Source organism: Streptococcus minor DSM 17118 (assembly GCF_000377005.1).
Lineage (GTDB): Bacteria > Bacillota > Bacilli > Lactobacillales > Streptococcaceae > Streptococcus > Streptococcus minor.
Genome location: NZ_AQYB01000033.1, coordinates 248,220 through 263,696, shown reverse-complemented (window position 1 = coordinate 263,696; position 15,477 = coordinate 248,220). Strand labels below are relative to the sequence as shown.

Sequence of the window (15,477 nt, the reverse complement as noted above, 5' to 3'; positions counted from 1 at the left end):
TAGACAAGAGAATAGCATCGTTATACATATTATTTATTAGTATTAAAGGAGAATTTAATGAAATTTGTACGTTCAACGCTAGGCTATATGATTGCTGGAATGATTGTCATGAGCGTTTGGGGAGCATTTGCAACCGCCTATGGCATTGCAGGAGGCTATTTTGCAGCTCTGATTATTATTGGACCTATGTGGTTTATGAACCACTATTTGGGCCTCATAAAACACGATTCAGATTCAGCTTTTGTTGATATGGGACTTGGAATTGCCCTATGTGGTATCTTTAGAGATGCTTTTATGAATGGTTTTTCAACAGTAATGGACTCTGTACCAACTATATTATTGGTTGTCCTAGGAGCAGTTCTCGGTGGTTTATTTGCCGCTAAAATTGAAGAAGATATGGAAAAAGATTAAGGAGAAAAATATGACAGTACAACAAGCAATAGCAACAGTAGTAGGAGCTTTTATCTTTCCATTTACGATTCGATTGATGTGGGGAAAAATGGTTGAGTATTGGGGACCAATCGGAGGCTGGGTAGCAGCAGCTATGATTGTCGGAACGATTTGGACTTTGAACCACGGAGTTGGACTGATGACGCAGTCAGGGGATGCCTGGGTAGATATGGGACTTGCAGCAGGTGTAGGGGTGTTTGTAGCATCTGTGGCACGCGGTGCTAAGGCCCATAAAGCTACAACCAATATCTTAGCTGCAATCGTAGGAGGTCTACTTGGGGGACTCATTCTATCCTTTATCTTATAGACAAAAAGCCCGAATATCGGGCTTTTCTCGTGTTTTACATTACAATAGCATGTATGATCCTAAGCAGTCAAATGGTGAACCAGAAAAAACCAGCGCTTAGAAAGGCTGGTTTTGAATGCAGATGATTGTATTTTATTGTTATTCGGTTGCAATGGTTTGAAGTAGGAGTTCGCCAGTCATTGATGGTAGGACACGAACACGATTGAGTGATAGGAGTCCATTAGCCGCAGAAGCAAGACCTTCGTTGGTTGTTAGAGCCATTTTGAAGTTATTTCTTTCTGCGATAGCGATAGTCTCTTCAGTAAAACTTCCTGATGGGTAAGCAAAGGAAATGGTATCTTGACCTAGATTGTTATCGAGGTAGCTCTTTGATTCTGCCAACTCAGTATTTTGCTGAATTGGATCTGTACTGCCCAAAGGTGGATGAGTGACCGTGTGGCCTTGTAGAGAGATACCGTTCAATTTCATTTCTTGCATCTCTTCTAAGCTCAGATTTGCTTCTTGTCCAACAGTACCTGTGATAACATTATTTGTCGCTTTCATTTGATATTGTTTGAGAAGAGGATAAGCAATATCATAGAAGTCCCACAGGCTATCATCAAATGTTAACCAAACAGCTTTCTTACCTTTTGGAAGGACATTTTCAGTCAGAATCTTGTATGCTTCTTCTGGAGACACAGCATAATAACCAGCTTGCTGAAGGGCTTGAAGATGACTTTCAAAAGTGGTCGGATCCACAATCAGATTGGCATTTGCTTCTTCCCCGGGTGCCATGACATGAATTGCGTGATACATAAGGATTGGAAGATGGACAGGCGCCTCTTGTTTTTCCCATACTATATTGGTTGAAGGAGCTGAGGAGTCTTCCTCTGTAGAAGATTTTAATTCTTCTGTAGTAGGAGGAGCCTCTTGACTATGGGTGACTTTTTGAGGCTGTTGGGTGTTTGAACTTGGTTTTCTATGGAAATTAAGATAGCTATCACTCCGAGAATAAACTAGCCCGCCCACGAGTGCCAAAAACATGACGATTGTCAGGATAATGGTACCTAGCTCTTTCTTGTCTATTCTTGATTTACGATGACTTGAGGTATGTTTTTTTACAGCCATCACTTCCTCCTTTAATACGGCAATTTCTATAATGTTTATACTTATTTTATTATATCAAAAAATCTTTGGAAAATTATCTGAAAATTTGGTATAATAGTAAAAAATTGTATTTCAAAAAGGAGTCATCATGACGGTAAAGATTGGATTATTGGGATTTGGTACAGTAGCCAGCGGTGTACCATTTTTATTGAGAGAAAACGCTGGAAAAATTAAACAGGCTGCCCAGGATGACATCGAAATAGCTAAGGTATTAGTCAGAGATGAGGCAGAAAAATCTCGCCTCTTAGCTGAGGGACATGTTTATAACTTTGTCACGGATATTGATGAGATTATTTTGGATGAAGAAATTGCTATTGTAGTAGAACTGATGGGGCGTATAGAGCCTGCAAAAACCTTTATCACTCGTGCGCTTCAGGCTAAAAAACATGTAGTAACAGCTAATAAGGATTTGCTGGCTGTACATGGTAGTGAGTTACGAACGATTGCTAAGGAAAATGGCGTTGCCCTCTATTATGAGGCAGCGGTAGCAGGCGGTATTCCTATCTTGCGGACTCTAGCAAACTCTTTTGCTTCCGATAAAATCACGCGTATCATGGGTGTCCTCAACGGTACTTCCAATTTCATGATGACAAAAATGGTAGACGAGGGTTGGACTTATGAAAAGGCGCTGAAGACAGCCCAAGAATTAGGTTATGCTGAAAGTGATCCAACCAATGATGTTGAAGGAATCGATGCGGCGTACAAGGCGGTGATTCTAAGTCAGTTTGCCTTTGGTATGACCATTGATTTTGAGCATGTTCGTCACAAAGGGATTTCAGGGATTACTCCTGAAGATGTAGCAGTCGCTCAAGAGTTAGGCTATGTCATTAAGTTGGTCGGTGATATTCAAGAAACACCATCAGGGATCTCTGCTGAAGTTTCACCAACCTTTTTACCAAAAGCTCACCCACTCGCAAGTGTTAATGGCGTTATGAATGCAGTTTTTGTCGAGTCGATTGGCATTGGTGAATCCATGTTTTATGGACCTGGTGCTGGTCAAAAACCAACTGCAGCCAGTGTAACTGCAGATATTATTCGTATAGTTCGTCGTCTGAAAGACAACACGATTGGCAAGGACTTCAATGAATTTTCACGTCCACTTCAGCTAGCAACTGCAGAAGATGTACGGAGTGATTATTACTTTTCTATTTTAACACCAGATGTTCAAGGGAAAATGCTTCGCTTGGCTGAAATTTTTAATGCTCAAGCCATTTCTTTCAAGCAAATTCTCCAACGACCAACAGATGAAAAGGAAGCTCGCCTAGTTATCGTCACTCATTCGATGAGCAAGACCCAGCTTGAACATGTCACCAAGCAATTGGAGGAATCACAAGAGTTCCAAGTTTCTAATATCTTCAAGGTTTTGGGGGACTAAGATGAAAATTACAGTACCTGCAACTAGTGCTAATATCGGACCAGGTTTTGATTCGGTTGGTGTAGCTCTATCCAAGTATTTAACCATCGAAATCCTAGAAAAAACGGATAGGTGGATTGTGGAGCACAATTTGGAATTTGTACCAAGTGATGAGCGTAATCTTCTCATCAAAACAGCTCTCAAGGTCAACAAAAATTTGCAACCCCACCGAATTAAGATGACTTCAGATATTCCTCTTGCACGTGGTCTAGGGTCATCTAGTTCGGTCATTGTAGCTGGGATTGAGTTGGCTAATCAACTAGGAGATCTCCAACTTTCCAATCAGGAAAAATTGCGGCTTGCAACAACATTTGAAGGGCATCCTGATAATGTAGCACCAGCTATTTTCGGTAATTTAGTCATTGCTAGCTATGTGAATAAGGACGTGTCTAGCATTGTGACAGACTTTCCTGATGTAGCCTTTCTTGCTTTCATACCAAATTATCCGCTGAGAACTAGCGAAAGCCGTGGGGTTCTTCCAAATCAACTATCCTACAAGAAGGCAGTTGCAGCCAGTTCCATTGCCAATGTCGCCATTGCAGCTTTGATGAAGGGAGATATGGTGACAGCAGGTAAAGCTATTGAATCAGATATGTTTCATGAGCAATTTAGACAGCGCCTGATTCCGGAGTTTTATCCAATTAAGCAATTAGCCAAGGAAGTAGGTGCCTACGCGACCTATCTCTCTGGTGCTGGACCAACAGTTATGACCTTGCTTCCAGAGGACAAATTGGATGAAATGGTAGCCAAGTTAGAAGCTAAAAAGTTTGATGGACAAATTTGCCCCCTAACAGTTGATACAAGAGGAATTTTTGTTGAAAAATAACATCAAGCATCTTCTGAACAATCAGGAGGTGTTTTGGTTTTCTACTCTATTCTTTTTATCCTTTATATCTAGCTATATTGATAGTTTTTTGATATAATAGACTGTATTTTATAAATTGAAATGAGATTAGAGATGAAAGAAAAAATTCGGCAAGAATTGGAAGGGATTGACATTCGTTTCGATGAGCCTTTGAAGGACTATACATATACCAAAGTGGGGGGGCCAGTTGACTACCTCGCTTTTCCTCGTAATCGTTATGAGTTAGTGCGTATAGTAGAGTTTGCTAATCGTGAAGCCATCGATTGGATGGTTCTTGGGAATTCCAGCAATATCATCGTGCGTGATGGTGGCATCCGAGGTTTTGTGATTCGAATGGATAAACTAAACTCCGTAACTGTTTCGGGTTATACCATTGAAGCAGAGGCAGGAGCTAATTTGATTGAGACGACAGGAATTGCTCTCTTTCATTCTTTGACAGGTTTTGAATTTGCTTCTGGGATTCCAGGAAGCATCGGCGGGGCAGTCTTTATGAATGCAGGTGCCTATGGGGGAGAAGTAGCCCATATTTTGGTTTCTGCCCAAATTTTGACGCCTGCTGGCTATGTAGTTACGCTAGACAATCGTGAGCTTCGCTTTGGCTATCGTTCGTCTATCTTACAGGAAAATGGCGCAATTGTACTTTCTGCCAAATTCGCTCTTAAACCGGGGAATCATCTGGCTATTAAACAAGAAATGGACCGTCTGACCCATTTACGCCAACTCAAACAGCCACTTGAATACCCATCCTGTGGTTCTGTCTTTAAGCGTCCCCTAGGCCATTTTGCAGGTCAGTTGATTATGGAAGCAGGGCTCAAAGGACATCGCATCGGTGGGGTGGAAGTTTCAGAAAAACATGCTGGATTTATGATCAATGTAGATAATGGGACAGCTACAGATTATGAGCAGTTGATTGGCCATGTTATCAAAGAGGTAAAAGAACATTCTGGAGTAACTCTGGAACGGGAAGTCCGTATCCTTGGAGATTATTGATAAGGTAAAAAGAATACAAGCCATCTCAGCTTGTATCTTATTTTAAGGGGGTGAAGCCTATCGTTTCGGGTAGCGAGGACATATTTTCTGTCCAAGAGGTGTAAAAGGCCTAACAGAGCCTCAATCTGTAATTTTACCTAAAGAAGGAATTTATGAGAATTGAAAAAACCAATTATTGAATTTAAGGATGTGACGAAAGTCTTCGAAGACAGTGGGACAACTGTATTGAAAAATATTAACTTTGAGTTGGAAGAAGGGAAATTTTATACCCTGCTAGGAGCATCAGGTTCTGGTAAGTCAACTATTTTAAATATTATTGCTGGATTGCTCGATGCAACCTCAGGTGATATTTACCTAGACGGTGAGCGTATCAATGATGTACCAACCAATAAACGTGATGTCCACACTGTTTTCCAGTCCTATGCTCTTTTTCCACATATGACTGTTTTTGAAAATGTAGCTTTCCCCCTAAAGTTGCGTAAACTAGAGAAGTCTGAAATCCATCAACGAGTCGCTGAAGCCCTGAAAATGGTGCGACTGGAAGGTTTCGAAAAACGTTCTATTCGGAAACTTTCTGGCGGGCAGCGCCAGCGTGTAGCCATCGCTCGTGCTATTATCAATCAGCCACGAGTTGTTTTACTGGATGAACCGCTTTCGGCTCTGGACTTGAAATTACGGACAGAAATGCAGTATGAATTACGTGAATTGCAACAACGTCTGGGCATTACCTTTGTCTTTGTCACTCACGATCAAGAAGAAGCCTTGGCTATGTCTGACTGGATTTTTGTCATGAATGATGGGGAAATTGTCCAGTCAGGTACACCAGTAGATATCTACGATGAGCCAATCAATCACTTCGTTGCGACCTTTATCGGAGAATCTAATATTCTGCCAGGAACCATGATTGAGGATTACTTGGTAGAATTCAACGGTAAACGTTTTGAAGCAGTCGATGGCGGTATGCGACCAAATGAACCCATCGAAGTAGTGATTCGTCCTGAAGATTTACGGATTACCCTTCCAGAAGAAGGAAAACTACAAGTGAAGGTAGATACTCAGCTTTTCCGGGGTGTGCATTATGAAATTATCGCTTACGATGAATTGGGGAATGAGTGGATGATTCACTCCACCCGTAAAGCGATTGAAGGAGAGGTGATTGGACTGGACTTTGAACCAGAAGATATCCATATCATGCGTCTCAATGAAACAGAAGAAGAATTTGACGCCCGTATCGAAGAATACGTAGAAGTCGAGGAAGTGGAAGATGGTCTGATCAATGCCATTGAGGAGGAACGCAATGAAGAAAACCTCTAAATTCTTTATGGCGCCCTACATGCTCTGGGTCTTTCTCTTTGTTCTAGCCCCAGTTGTGCTCATTGTGTATCAGTCTTTCTTTAATATTCATGACGAGATGACCTTGGCCAATTACCAGTCCTATTTTCATTCGCCAAATATGACCTATTTGAAAATGAGTTTTAACTCTATTTTCTATGCCGGTATTATTACCTTGGTCACTCTGCTTTTTTCCTATCCAACAGCCCTCTTTTTGACCCAGCTCAAACATAAGCAGCTCTGGCTGATGCTCATCATCTTGCCAACTTGGGTCAATTTGCTACTCAAAGCTTATGCCTTTATCGGAATTTTTGGCCAACATGGCTCCATCAACCAATTTCTTTCATTCTTTGGTATTGGAGCTCAGCAGATTCTTTTTACAGATTTTTCGTTTATTGCTGTAGCCAGTTATATTGAAATTCCTTTTATGATTTTGCCGATTTTCAATGTCTTAGATGACCTGGACCCGCATCTCATCCATGCTAGTCGTGATTTGGGAGCTAGCCCTTGGCAAACCTTTACTAAGGTCATCTTGCCACTATCTATGAATGGTGTCCGTAGTGGCGTTCAGGCGGTCTTCATCCCCAGCCTTAGCCTCTTTATGCTGACACGCTTAATTGGGGGTAACCGGGTCATCACATTGGGAACCGCCATCGAGCAACACTTCCTGACTACCCAAAACTGGGGAATGGGCTCTACCATTGGAGTGGTTCTGATAGTCGCTATGCTGGCTGTCATGTGGCTAACGAAAGAGAGGAAAAAGTCATGAAAAAATTTGCGAAAATATATCTGGCTATTGCCTTTCTGATTCTCTACTTGCCGATTTTCTACTTGATTTTCTACGCTTTCAACAAAGGCGGAGACATGAACAAGTTTACAGGTTTTACCTTGGAGTATTTTGGAACCATGCTGGGCGATAGTCGCCTCATGCTGATTTTAGCCCAAACCTTTCTCTTAGCCTTTTTGAGTTCTTTGATTGCGACCATTGTCGGAACCTTTGGTGCTATCTATATCTATCAGTCAAAGGATAAATACCAAAATGCCCTCCTATCCATCAACAATATCCTGATGGTGGCACCCGATGTTATGATTGGTGCAAGTTTCCTTATTTTGTTTACAAAAATTGGCTTTGAGCTGGGTTTTAGCTCTGTTCTACTTAGTCATGTGGCCTTCTCCATTCCTATTGTAGTACTAATGGTCCTGCCTCGTTTAAAAGAGATGAATGCGGATATGATTTCGGCTGCCTATGATTTGGGTGCCAGTCAGTTCCAAATGCTGAAATCCATTATGCTACCTTATCTGACACCAGCCATTATTGCAGGTTACTTTATGGCCTTTACCTACTCTTTGGATGACTTTGCTGTAACTTTCTTTGTGACAGGAAATGGTTATTCCAATCTTTCTGTTGAGATTTATTCACGGGCTCGTCAAGGGATTTCATTGGAAATCAATGCCTTGTCTGCTTTGGTTTTTCTCTTTAGTATCCTTCTGGTTGTTGGTTACTATTTCATTTCACGGGAGAAGGAGGAGATGGTATGAGAAGACTCTATTCATTTTTCTTAGGTATTATCCTCATTATCTTACTGTTATGGGGCATTACGAATCAACTAGAAGCCAAAAATACAAAAGGTACAACGGATAAGTTGGTCATTTATAACTGGGGAGATTATATTGATCCAGAATTATTGACAGATTTTACCAAGGAGACAGGTATCCAAGTGGATTATCAGACTTTTGACTCCAATGAGGCTATGTACACCAAAATCAAGCAAGGTGGAACAACCTATGATTTGGCAGTACCATCTGAGTACATGATTTCTAAAATGCGAGAGGAAGACATGCTACTCAAGTTAGATAAGTCTAAGATTCAAGGATTAGAAAACATTGATCCTCAGTTTATGGGATTGAGCTTCGATGAGAAAAATGACTATTCTATCCCATATTTTTGGGGTACCTTGGGGATTGTCTACAATACAACCATGGTGCAAACTCCTCCTAAAGAATGGGAAGACCTCTGGTCGGATGAATACCGCGATAATATTATGCTGATTGATGGGGTGCGAGAAGTCATGGGATTTGGACTACAGTCACTGGGCTATAGTTTAAACTCCAAGGAAACAAGCCAGATTGAAGAAACAGCAGAACACCTCTACAATTTGACTCCGAATGTCAAAGCTATTGTTGCAGATGAAATCAAAGGTTATATGATTCAGGATGCAGCTGCTATTGCAGTTAGTTTTTCGGGAGAAGCTAGTGAAATGCTAGATGGCAACGAAAATCTTCGCTATGTGGTACCATCCAAGGGTTCTAACCTCTGGTTTGATAATATGGTCATCCCTAGAACAGCCAAGAATATCGACGGAGCTCATGCCTTTATCAGCTTTATGCTTCGCCCAGAAAACGCTTTGCGCAATGCAGAGTATGTCGGTTACTCAACACCGATTCCCGAAGCCAAGGCTATGCTGGATCAAGAAACGCAGAATGATGAGGCTTTCTATCCATCGGCTAAAACCATGATGAACATGGAAGTGTATGATAACCTTGGCCCTGAAATGCTGGGACTCTATAACGACCTTTATCTACAGTTCAAGATGTATCGGAAATAATAGTTGACATAAAAAGTGGGCATCAGTTGAGCTGGCCCATTTTTTAAAGAATGTTAACAACTAACATGGAAGGAAAAGAAATCCAATGGAAAATCACCACAAGGAAGTAAAATTTATTTCCCAGTCTATCCTTTATTCTGTTATTCGAGGAATAGTCGTAGGAACAGGAGTAGGAGTGGTTGTTGTTGCGTTTCGCCTAGCTATCCAAAAACTATTTGAGATGGTCACCTATCTCTATCATCAAGCCCATCATCAGCCATTCTATCTCCTTGTTATTATTCTTTTTTATGCCTTTATCGTTGTCTTTGTTGGAAAAATGATTGCAGGCGCCCCAGATGCAAAAGGTTCTGGTATTCCTCAGGTGGAAGCCGAATTAAAAGGCATGATGCAGCTACAATGGTGGACTGTTTTATGGCGGAAATTTATAGGTGGGAGCTTGGCTATTGCTTCTGGTCTTATGTTGGGAAGAGAAGGTCCTAGTATTCAGCTGGGAGCTGTTACGGCAAAAGGAATTGCAGAAGGACTGAAAGCAAGCAAAATGGAGAAACGCAGCCTCATAGCGAGCGGTGCAGCAGCAGGTTTAGCTGCAGCTTTCAATGCTCCTATTGCTGGTCTGCTATTTGTTGTAGAGGAAGTTTATCATCAATTTTCAAGATTGGTCTGGGTATCGGCTCTAGCTGCCAGTATTACCGCTAATTTTATCTCTCTGCATGTTTTTGGTCTAACTCCTGTTTTGCAGATGCCTGAACATTTACCTGTTCTTGAATTGAAACAATATTGGATTTATATAGTACTAGGACTTTTTCTAGGTCTGGCAGGCTTTTTTTACGAAATAGTGATTCTTCATATTCAGTATTTTTATGACTTTTTATCCAAGATCATTCCTTTGCCCTCCCAATACCATAGTTTGTTTGCCTTTATCTTCATTCTTCCCATCGGCTACTTCTTCCCTGAGTTATTAGGAGGTGGGCATCATTTGATTTTAGAGTTACCACATTTTCAACCCAGTCTAGTGATTCTCATTGTCTACTTGGTTATTCGCTTTGTTTGGAGTATGATTGCTTATGGTTCGGGCTTACCAGGTGGTATTTTTCTACCTATTCTCACTCTAGGTAGTTTATTGGGCTTGGTATTTGGACGGCTCACATTTGATTTTGGTTGGATTGCCCAAGAACAGATGAGTCTATTTATCGTTCTAGGTATGGCAGGTTTCTTTGCTGCTATCTCCAAAGCTCCGCTTACCGCTATGATTTTGGTAACAGAGATGGTGGGAAATATGAGCCAGCTGATGGTGATTGGCTTGGTGGCGCTAAGTGCTTATATCATCATGGACTTACTTGGTGGAGCACCAATTTATGAAGCCATGCTGGAAAAATTACTACCAGAAAATCTGGAGCATAATGCAGATATGACTCTGATAGAAGTAGTGGTTTCGGAAAAATTAGGAGATACATTTGTCAGTGACTTGCCTCTTCCTCCATCCTGCCTGATTACCAGTCAGATTCATCATGGTAAGAGTAAGGTTGTCAAAGGAAATAGCCTCTTGCATACGGGAGACACCCTCTATGTGGCTCTTCCTGTTTCAGAAATACATACAGTACGTCATATCTTTGAAGGAAATAAGTAATCCACACATAGAAAAATCAGCCCTATCCAAAGAGCTGATTTTTGGTAAACAGGAATTACCCTTTGATTTATCAGTATTAGTGATGATTTTCATTTCGTTTTAACCAATTTATATAAAATCACTCTATGATTAGCCACTAGTTATAAAGCAGACTTGGCAAGTTTATTGGAATATCTATGGTATAATAGTTCTATGGTATTATCGAAAAAACGGGCCCGAAAGGTCTTAGAAGAAATTATTGCTCTCTATCCGGATGCCAAGCCTAGCTTGGATTTTCGAAATCATTTTGAACTGTTGGTAGCGGTTATGTTATCTGCTCAAACAACGGATGCAGCCGTCAACAAAGCTACTCCAGGACTGTTTGCTGCCTTTCCGACACCCGAGAACATGGCAAAAGCAGATGTTAATGAAATTTCTAAGTATATCTCACGCCTTGGCTTGTATCGCAACAAGGCCAAGTTTCTCAAAGAATGTGCCCAGCAGTTGCTAGAACGCCATGAAGGGCATGTGCCACAAACTCGAGAAGAACTGGAAGCCTTATCAGGAGTTGGTCGAAAAACAGCTAATGTGGTACTCAGCGTAGGTTTTGGTATTCCTGCTTTTGCGGTGGATACCCATGTCGGTCGCATCTGCAAACACCATGACATCGTAAAAAAATCAGCTACCCCTCTAGAAACAGAAAAACGAGTTATGGAGGTCCTACCACCTGAACTCTGGCTTAAGGCTCACCAGGCCATGATTTACTTCGGTCGAGAAGTCTGCCATCCCAAAAATCCAGCATGCGAAAAGTACCCGCAACTATATGAGTTTGACTAGCCAAAGCCCTTTTCTCCACATCGAGAAAGGGTTTTATTGTGGTATAATATACTTATGATGATTACACTATAAAAGCTCAACTGAGAAAAACTTGCGAAATACCCTTTCTTTTTTATATAATAGTAGGATAAGAAAACTGAGGGAGAGATATGAAAAAACTGGAAGAACGGATTGTACAAGATGGTCGGGTATTATGCGACACTGTTTTAAAAGTTGATTCGTTTTTGACGCATCAGGTGGATGTAGCCTTGATGAAGGAGATTGGGCATGTGTTTGCAGAGTACTTTAAACATTCTGGGATTACTAAAGTCGTAACGATTGAGGCATCAGGGATTGCTCCTGCGGTATATGTGGCTGAAGCTCTAGGTGTTCCTATGGTATTTGCCAAGAAATCAAAGAATATCACCATGACAGAAGGGATTCTGACAGCAGAAGTTTATTCCTTTACAAAACAGGTTACTAGTCAAATTTCAATCGTGGAGGCTTTTTTATCCAAAGATGATCGCTTGCTCATTGTCGATGATTTTTTGGCTAATGGTCAAGCTGCTAAGGGTTTGTTAGAAATTATTGGACAAGCTGGTGCTTCTGTTGAAGCCATTGCAATTGTGATTGAAAAATCGTTTCAAGGTGGAAGACAGCTACTAGAAGAGGCTGGACAGACGGTGGTATCGTTGGCACGGATTGCATCCTTAGAAAATGGAACAGTCGTATTCGCACCAGCAGATGTGTAAATGGGCTAGAAGCGCACAAAGTGTGCTTCTTTTATTGATAAAGTCATGCGAAGAAGGAGTGATGAGAAAATGTATCATGTAGAAACAACGCGAGAGAAAGTAGTCTTATTTTTAAAGATCTTCTTTCCAATTTTGATTTATCAGTTGGCGACGTATTCTGCATCTTTTATTGATACTATGATGACAGGGCAGTATAGTACTGAGCACTTGGCGGGAGTATCTATGGCAACTAGTATCTGGAATCCTTTCTTTTCTTTTGCAACAGCGATCGTATCCGCTCTAATCCCTATTATCGGTCATCATCTTGGGCAAGGAAAGCAGGAGCAAATCCGTAAGGAACTCCACCAGTTTATTTATTTGGCTTTAGTCCTCGTTTTGATTTTGTTTCTAATTGTTTTTATGGTTGGGATACCTATATTATCAAGACTAAAATTGGAATCAGAAGTTTTGTCAGTTAGTCAAGGCTATCTTACTTGTATCTTAGTAGGAATTTTACCGCTAGTCCTTTTTAGCGTTTTTCGCTCTTTCTTCGATGCCTTGGGATTAACTAATTTGTCCATGTACCTTATGTTACTTTTAGTTCCCTTTAATTCCTTTTTCAACTATGTTTTGATTTATGGGAAGTTTGGATTGCCAGAAATGGGAGGAGTTGGAGCGGGTCTTGGAACTTCCTTTGCTTACTGGGCTGTGTTACTTGTGGTTTTGATAGTGTCCATTTTTCATCCTGCTATTCGTCCTTATGGTATCTGGAAGTGGACTGATTTTGATAGAAGGAAATTTATAGAAGGTTTTCAATTAGGTTTACCAATTGGTCTACAAGTCTTTGCTGAGGTAGCTATCTTTGCTGTAGTAGGTTTGTTAATGGCCAAGTTTTCTGCACCAGTTATCGCTGCGCATCAGGCAGCGATGAATTTTGCAACCTTGATGTATGCTTTTCCAGTTAGTATTTCGATGGCTCTACCGATTGTGATTTCCTATGAGTTTGGGGCGAAAAATGTTACAGCTGTTAAAGAATATACAAAAATCGGTAGAAGCATTGCCTTTGCCTTTTCTGCCTTAACCGTAACCTTTATCTTTCTAACACGAGGGTGGGTAGCGACCCTCTATGGGAATGATGTCGCCTTTATCCAAATCACATCCGAATTTCTTGTTTATGCGCTCTTTTTCCAACTAGCGGATGCTTTTACGGCTCCCTTGCAAGGGATTCTACGAGGTTACAAAGACACAACTATGCCTTTTATCATTGGAGTGGGAAGTTATTGGAGTATAGCTATTCCTTTAGCTTTGATTTTGGAAAATGCCCTGGCTTTAGGACCAATCTCTTATTGGATAGGTTTGATTTTGGGGATTTTTGCCTGTGGAATTCTGCTTCAGTGGAGACTTCGTCAGCTGGAAAATCAAATACTAAATGCGACATGATGATATCATAAAAATAATGAAGGAGAACATATGAAACTAATTTGGTCTTATTTACAATCTAAGCACAAGTGGCTCTGGCTAGATTACTTTGGTGGCTTTTTATTCGTAGTTGTCAACTTGGGTATGCCAGCTATATTAGCGAGAATGATTGATGAAGGGATTATTAAAAACAATCCAGAACGTCTTACTTTTTGGGCCATTATGATGTTTGTGATTGTCGTCTTGGGAATCGCTGGACGGATCTCTCTGGTCTATGCCTCAAGTAAACTCACTACGACTATGATTAAAGAATTGCGGACAGATATCTATGCCAAACTACAGACTTATTCACATCATGAGTATGAGCAAATCGGTGTTTCCTCCCTTGTGACACGGATGACCAGCGATGCATTTGTTCTCATGCAGTTCGCAGAGATGAGTCTGCGAATCGGTGTTGTGACACCACTGATGATGATTTTCTCTGTCGTCATGATTCTCATTACTAGTCCGTCTCTCGCCTGGATTGTAGCAGTTTCCATGCCTTTTCTCGTCATTGTAGTGGTTTATGTGGCGATGAAAACTAGGCCCATTTCGACCAAGCAGCAGGAGACCCTAGATAAAATCAATCAATATGTCCGTGAAAACTTGATGGGACTACGTGTCATTCGAGCGTTTGCTCGTGAAGATTTTCAAGAGGAACGCTTCGCAGATAAAAACAAGGGATACGCCAGTATTTCCAGCCGCCTCTTTACCTTGACTGGATTGACGGAGCCATTGTTTGTTCAAATCATTATTGCCATGATTGTTGCAATTGTTTGGTTTGCCCTTGATCCTTTAGCAAAAGGCAATTTGCAGATTGGAGATTTGGTTGCCTTTATCGAGTATAGTTTCCATGCGCTCTTTTCTTTCCTTATCTTTGCCAATCTGTTTACCATGTATCCAAAAATGGCAGTATCAAGCAGTCGGATTCAGGAAGTTTTGGATATGCCTATCTCGATTTCTCCCAATGAAGACGGTATTACGCAAACTGAGACCAGAGGCTATTTAGAGTTTGACAATGTGACCTTTGCCTATCCGGGTGAGACAGAAAATCCAGTCCTTCATAATATTTCCTTTAAAACCAAGCCAGGTGAAACCATTGCTTTTATCGGCTCTACAGGGTCAGGGAAATCTTCTCTGGTCAATTTAATACCTCGGTTTTACGATGTGACATTGGGCAAAATCTTGGTGGATGGTGTCGATGTGAGAGATTATAATCTCAAAGCCCTTCGTCAAAAAGTTGGTTTTATCCCTCAAAAAGCTCTTCTTTTCACTGGAACTATCGAGGAAAATCTCAAGTACGGTAAGCAAGATGCGACTCTTCCCGAATTGGACCAAGCTTCCGATGTTGCGCAAGCTAAGGAATTTATCGAAAGCCGCGAAGAAGGTTATGAAACCCATCTGGCTGAAGGGGGAAGCAACCTTTCAGGTGGGCAAAAGCAGCGCCTATCTATTGCGCGGGCAATCATCAAGAAACCAGATATTTATATCTTCGATGATTCCTTTTCTGCTTTAGACTACAAGACAGATGCTATTTTACGCCGTCGTCTCAAGTCAGTTACCCAAAATGCAACAGTCTTAATCGTTGCCCAGCGTGTGGGAACCATCATGGATGCAGACCAAATTATCGTGCTGAATCAAGGAGAAGTAGTCGGCCGTGGGACACATGATGAGCTGATGTTATCCAATGAGATTTACCGCGAAATCGCAAACTCCCAGCTCAATAACCAATCATTAACGGAAGGAGAGTAATGAA

Annotated in this window: 15 protein-coding genes; 14 read left to right on the top strand and 1 reads right to left on the bottom strand. The window is 41.2% G+C overall.

What is annotated here, in order from left to right:
• Positions 1-57 precede the first annotated feature (57 nt).
• The gene (locus tag F602_RS0107630; RefSeq protein WP_018167379.1) at positions 58-411 is read left to right on the top strand and encodes a Lin0368 family putative glycerol transporter subunit; all 354 of its coding nucleotides are present in this window, start codon (positions 58-60) and stop codon (positions 409-411) included.
• Positions 412-421: 10 nt separating this feature from the next.
• A complete protein-coding gene (locus F602_RS0107625) occupies positions 422-757 on the top strand; it encodes a Lin0368 family putative glycerol transporter subunit (protein WP_018167378.1) in 336 nt (111 codons plus the stop codon).
• 138 nt (positions 758-895) lie between these two features.
• Here the strand turns inward: F602_RS0107625 and F602_RS0107620 are convergent, their stop codons facing one another.
• Positions 896-1,864: a polysaccharide deacetylase family protein gene (locus F602_RS0107620; RefSeq protein WP_018167377.1), complete on the bottom strand. Its 969-nt coding sequence runs from the start codon at positions 1,862-1,864 to the stop codon at positions 896-898.
• Positions 1,865-1,991: 127 nt separating this feature from the next.
• Here F602_RS0107620 and F602_RS0107615 point away from each other — a divergent pair, with 127 nt between their 5' ends.
• The 12 genes from F602_RS0107615 to F602_RS0107560 all read left to right on the top strand — a co-directional run bounded on the left by F602_RS0107615 (position 1,992) and on the right by F602_RS0107560 (position 15,473).
• Positions 1,992-3,278 (top strand): homoserine dehydrogenase, encoded by a 1,287-nt coding sequence (locus F602_RS0107615; protein WP_018167376.1) that lies wholly within the window; start codon positions 1,992-1,994, stop codon positions 3,276-3,278.
• 1 nt (position 3,279) lies between these two features.
• On the top strand, positions 3,280-4,143 hold the full coding sequence (gene thrB, locus F602_RS0107610; protein ID WP_018167375.1) for a homoserine kinase: 864 nt from the start codon (positions 3,280-3,282) through the stop codon (positions 4,141-4,143).
• 132 nt (positions 4,144-4,275) lie between these two features.
• Positions 4,276-5,172, top strand: coding sequence for a UDP-N-acetylmuramate dehydrogenase (murB, locus tag F602_RS0107605; protein WP_018167374.1), 897 nt, complete (start codon positions 4,276-4,278; stop codon positions 5,170-5,172).
• Positions 5,173-5,331: 159 nt separating this feature from the next.
• On the top strand, positions 5,332-6,486 hold the full coding sequence (locus F602_RS0107600; RefSeq protein WP_018167373.1) for an ABC transporter ATP-binding protein: 1,155 nt from the start codon (positions 5,332-5,334) through the stop codon (positions 6,484-6,486).
• On the top strand, positions 6,470-7,273 hold the full coding sequence (locus F602_RS0107595) for an ABC transporter permease (protein ID WP_018167372.1): 804 nt from the start codon (positions 6,470-6,472) through the stop codon (positions 7,271-7,273). Before F602_RS0107600 ends, F602_RS0107595 begins: the two co-directional genes overlap by 17 nt.
• Positions 7,270-8,043 (top strand): ABC transporter permease, encoded by a 774-nt coding sequence (locus tag F602_RS0107590; protein ID WP_018167371.1) that lies wholly within the window; start codon positions 7,270-7,272, stop codon positions 8,041-8,043. The genes F602_RS0107595 and F602_RS0107590 overlap by 4 nt, the downstream gene beginning before the upstream one ends.
• Entirely contained in the window at positions 8,040-9,110 is a 1,071-nt protein-coding gene (locus tag F602_RS0107585; protein WP_018167370.1) for an ABC transporter substrate-binding protein, read from the top strand. Before F602_RS0107590 ends, F602_RS0107585 begins: the two co-directional genes overlap by 4 nt.
• Positions 9,111-9,195: 85 nt before the next feature.
• Positions 9,196-10,737: a ClC family H(+)/Cl(-) exchange transporter gene (locus tag F602_RS0107580; RefSeq protein ID WP_018167369.1), complete on the top strand. Its 1,542-nt coding sequence runs from the start codon at positions 9,196-9,198 to the stop codon at positions 10,735-10,737.
• A gap of 192 nt (positions 10,738-10,929) precedes the next feature.
• Positions 10,930-11,553: an endonuclease III gene (gene nth, locus F602_RS0107575; protein ID WP_018167368.1), complete on the top strand. Its 624-nt coding sequence runs from the start codon at positions 10,930-10,932 to the stop codon at positions 11,551-11,553.
• Between the two features lie 149 nt (positions 11,554-11,702).
• Positions 11,703-12,284 carry a xanthine phosphoribosyltransferase gene (locus F602_RS0107570; protein WP_018167367.1) on the top strand — a complete coding sequence of 194 codons (582 nt, stop codon included), beginning with the start codon at positions 11,703-11,705 and terminating at the stop codon, positions 12,282-12,284.
• Positions 12,285-12,353: 69 nt separating this feature from the next.
• Entirely contained in the window at positions 12,354-13,703 is a 1,350-nt protein-coding gene (locus tag F602_RS0107565) for an MATE family efflux transporter (RefSeq protein WP_018167366.1), read from the top strand.
• A 30-nt stretch (positions 13,704-13,733) separates the two neighbouring features.
• Positions 13,734-15,473: an ABC transporter ATP-binding protein gene (locus F602_RS0107560; RefSeq protein WP_018167365.1), complete on the top strand. Its 1,740-nt coding sequence runs from the start codon at positions 13,734-13,736 to the stop codon at positions 15,471-15,473.
• Positions 15,474-15,477: the final 4 nt, after the last annotated feature.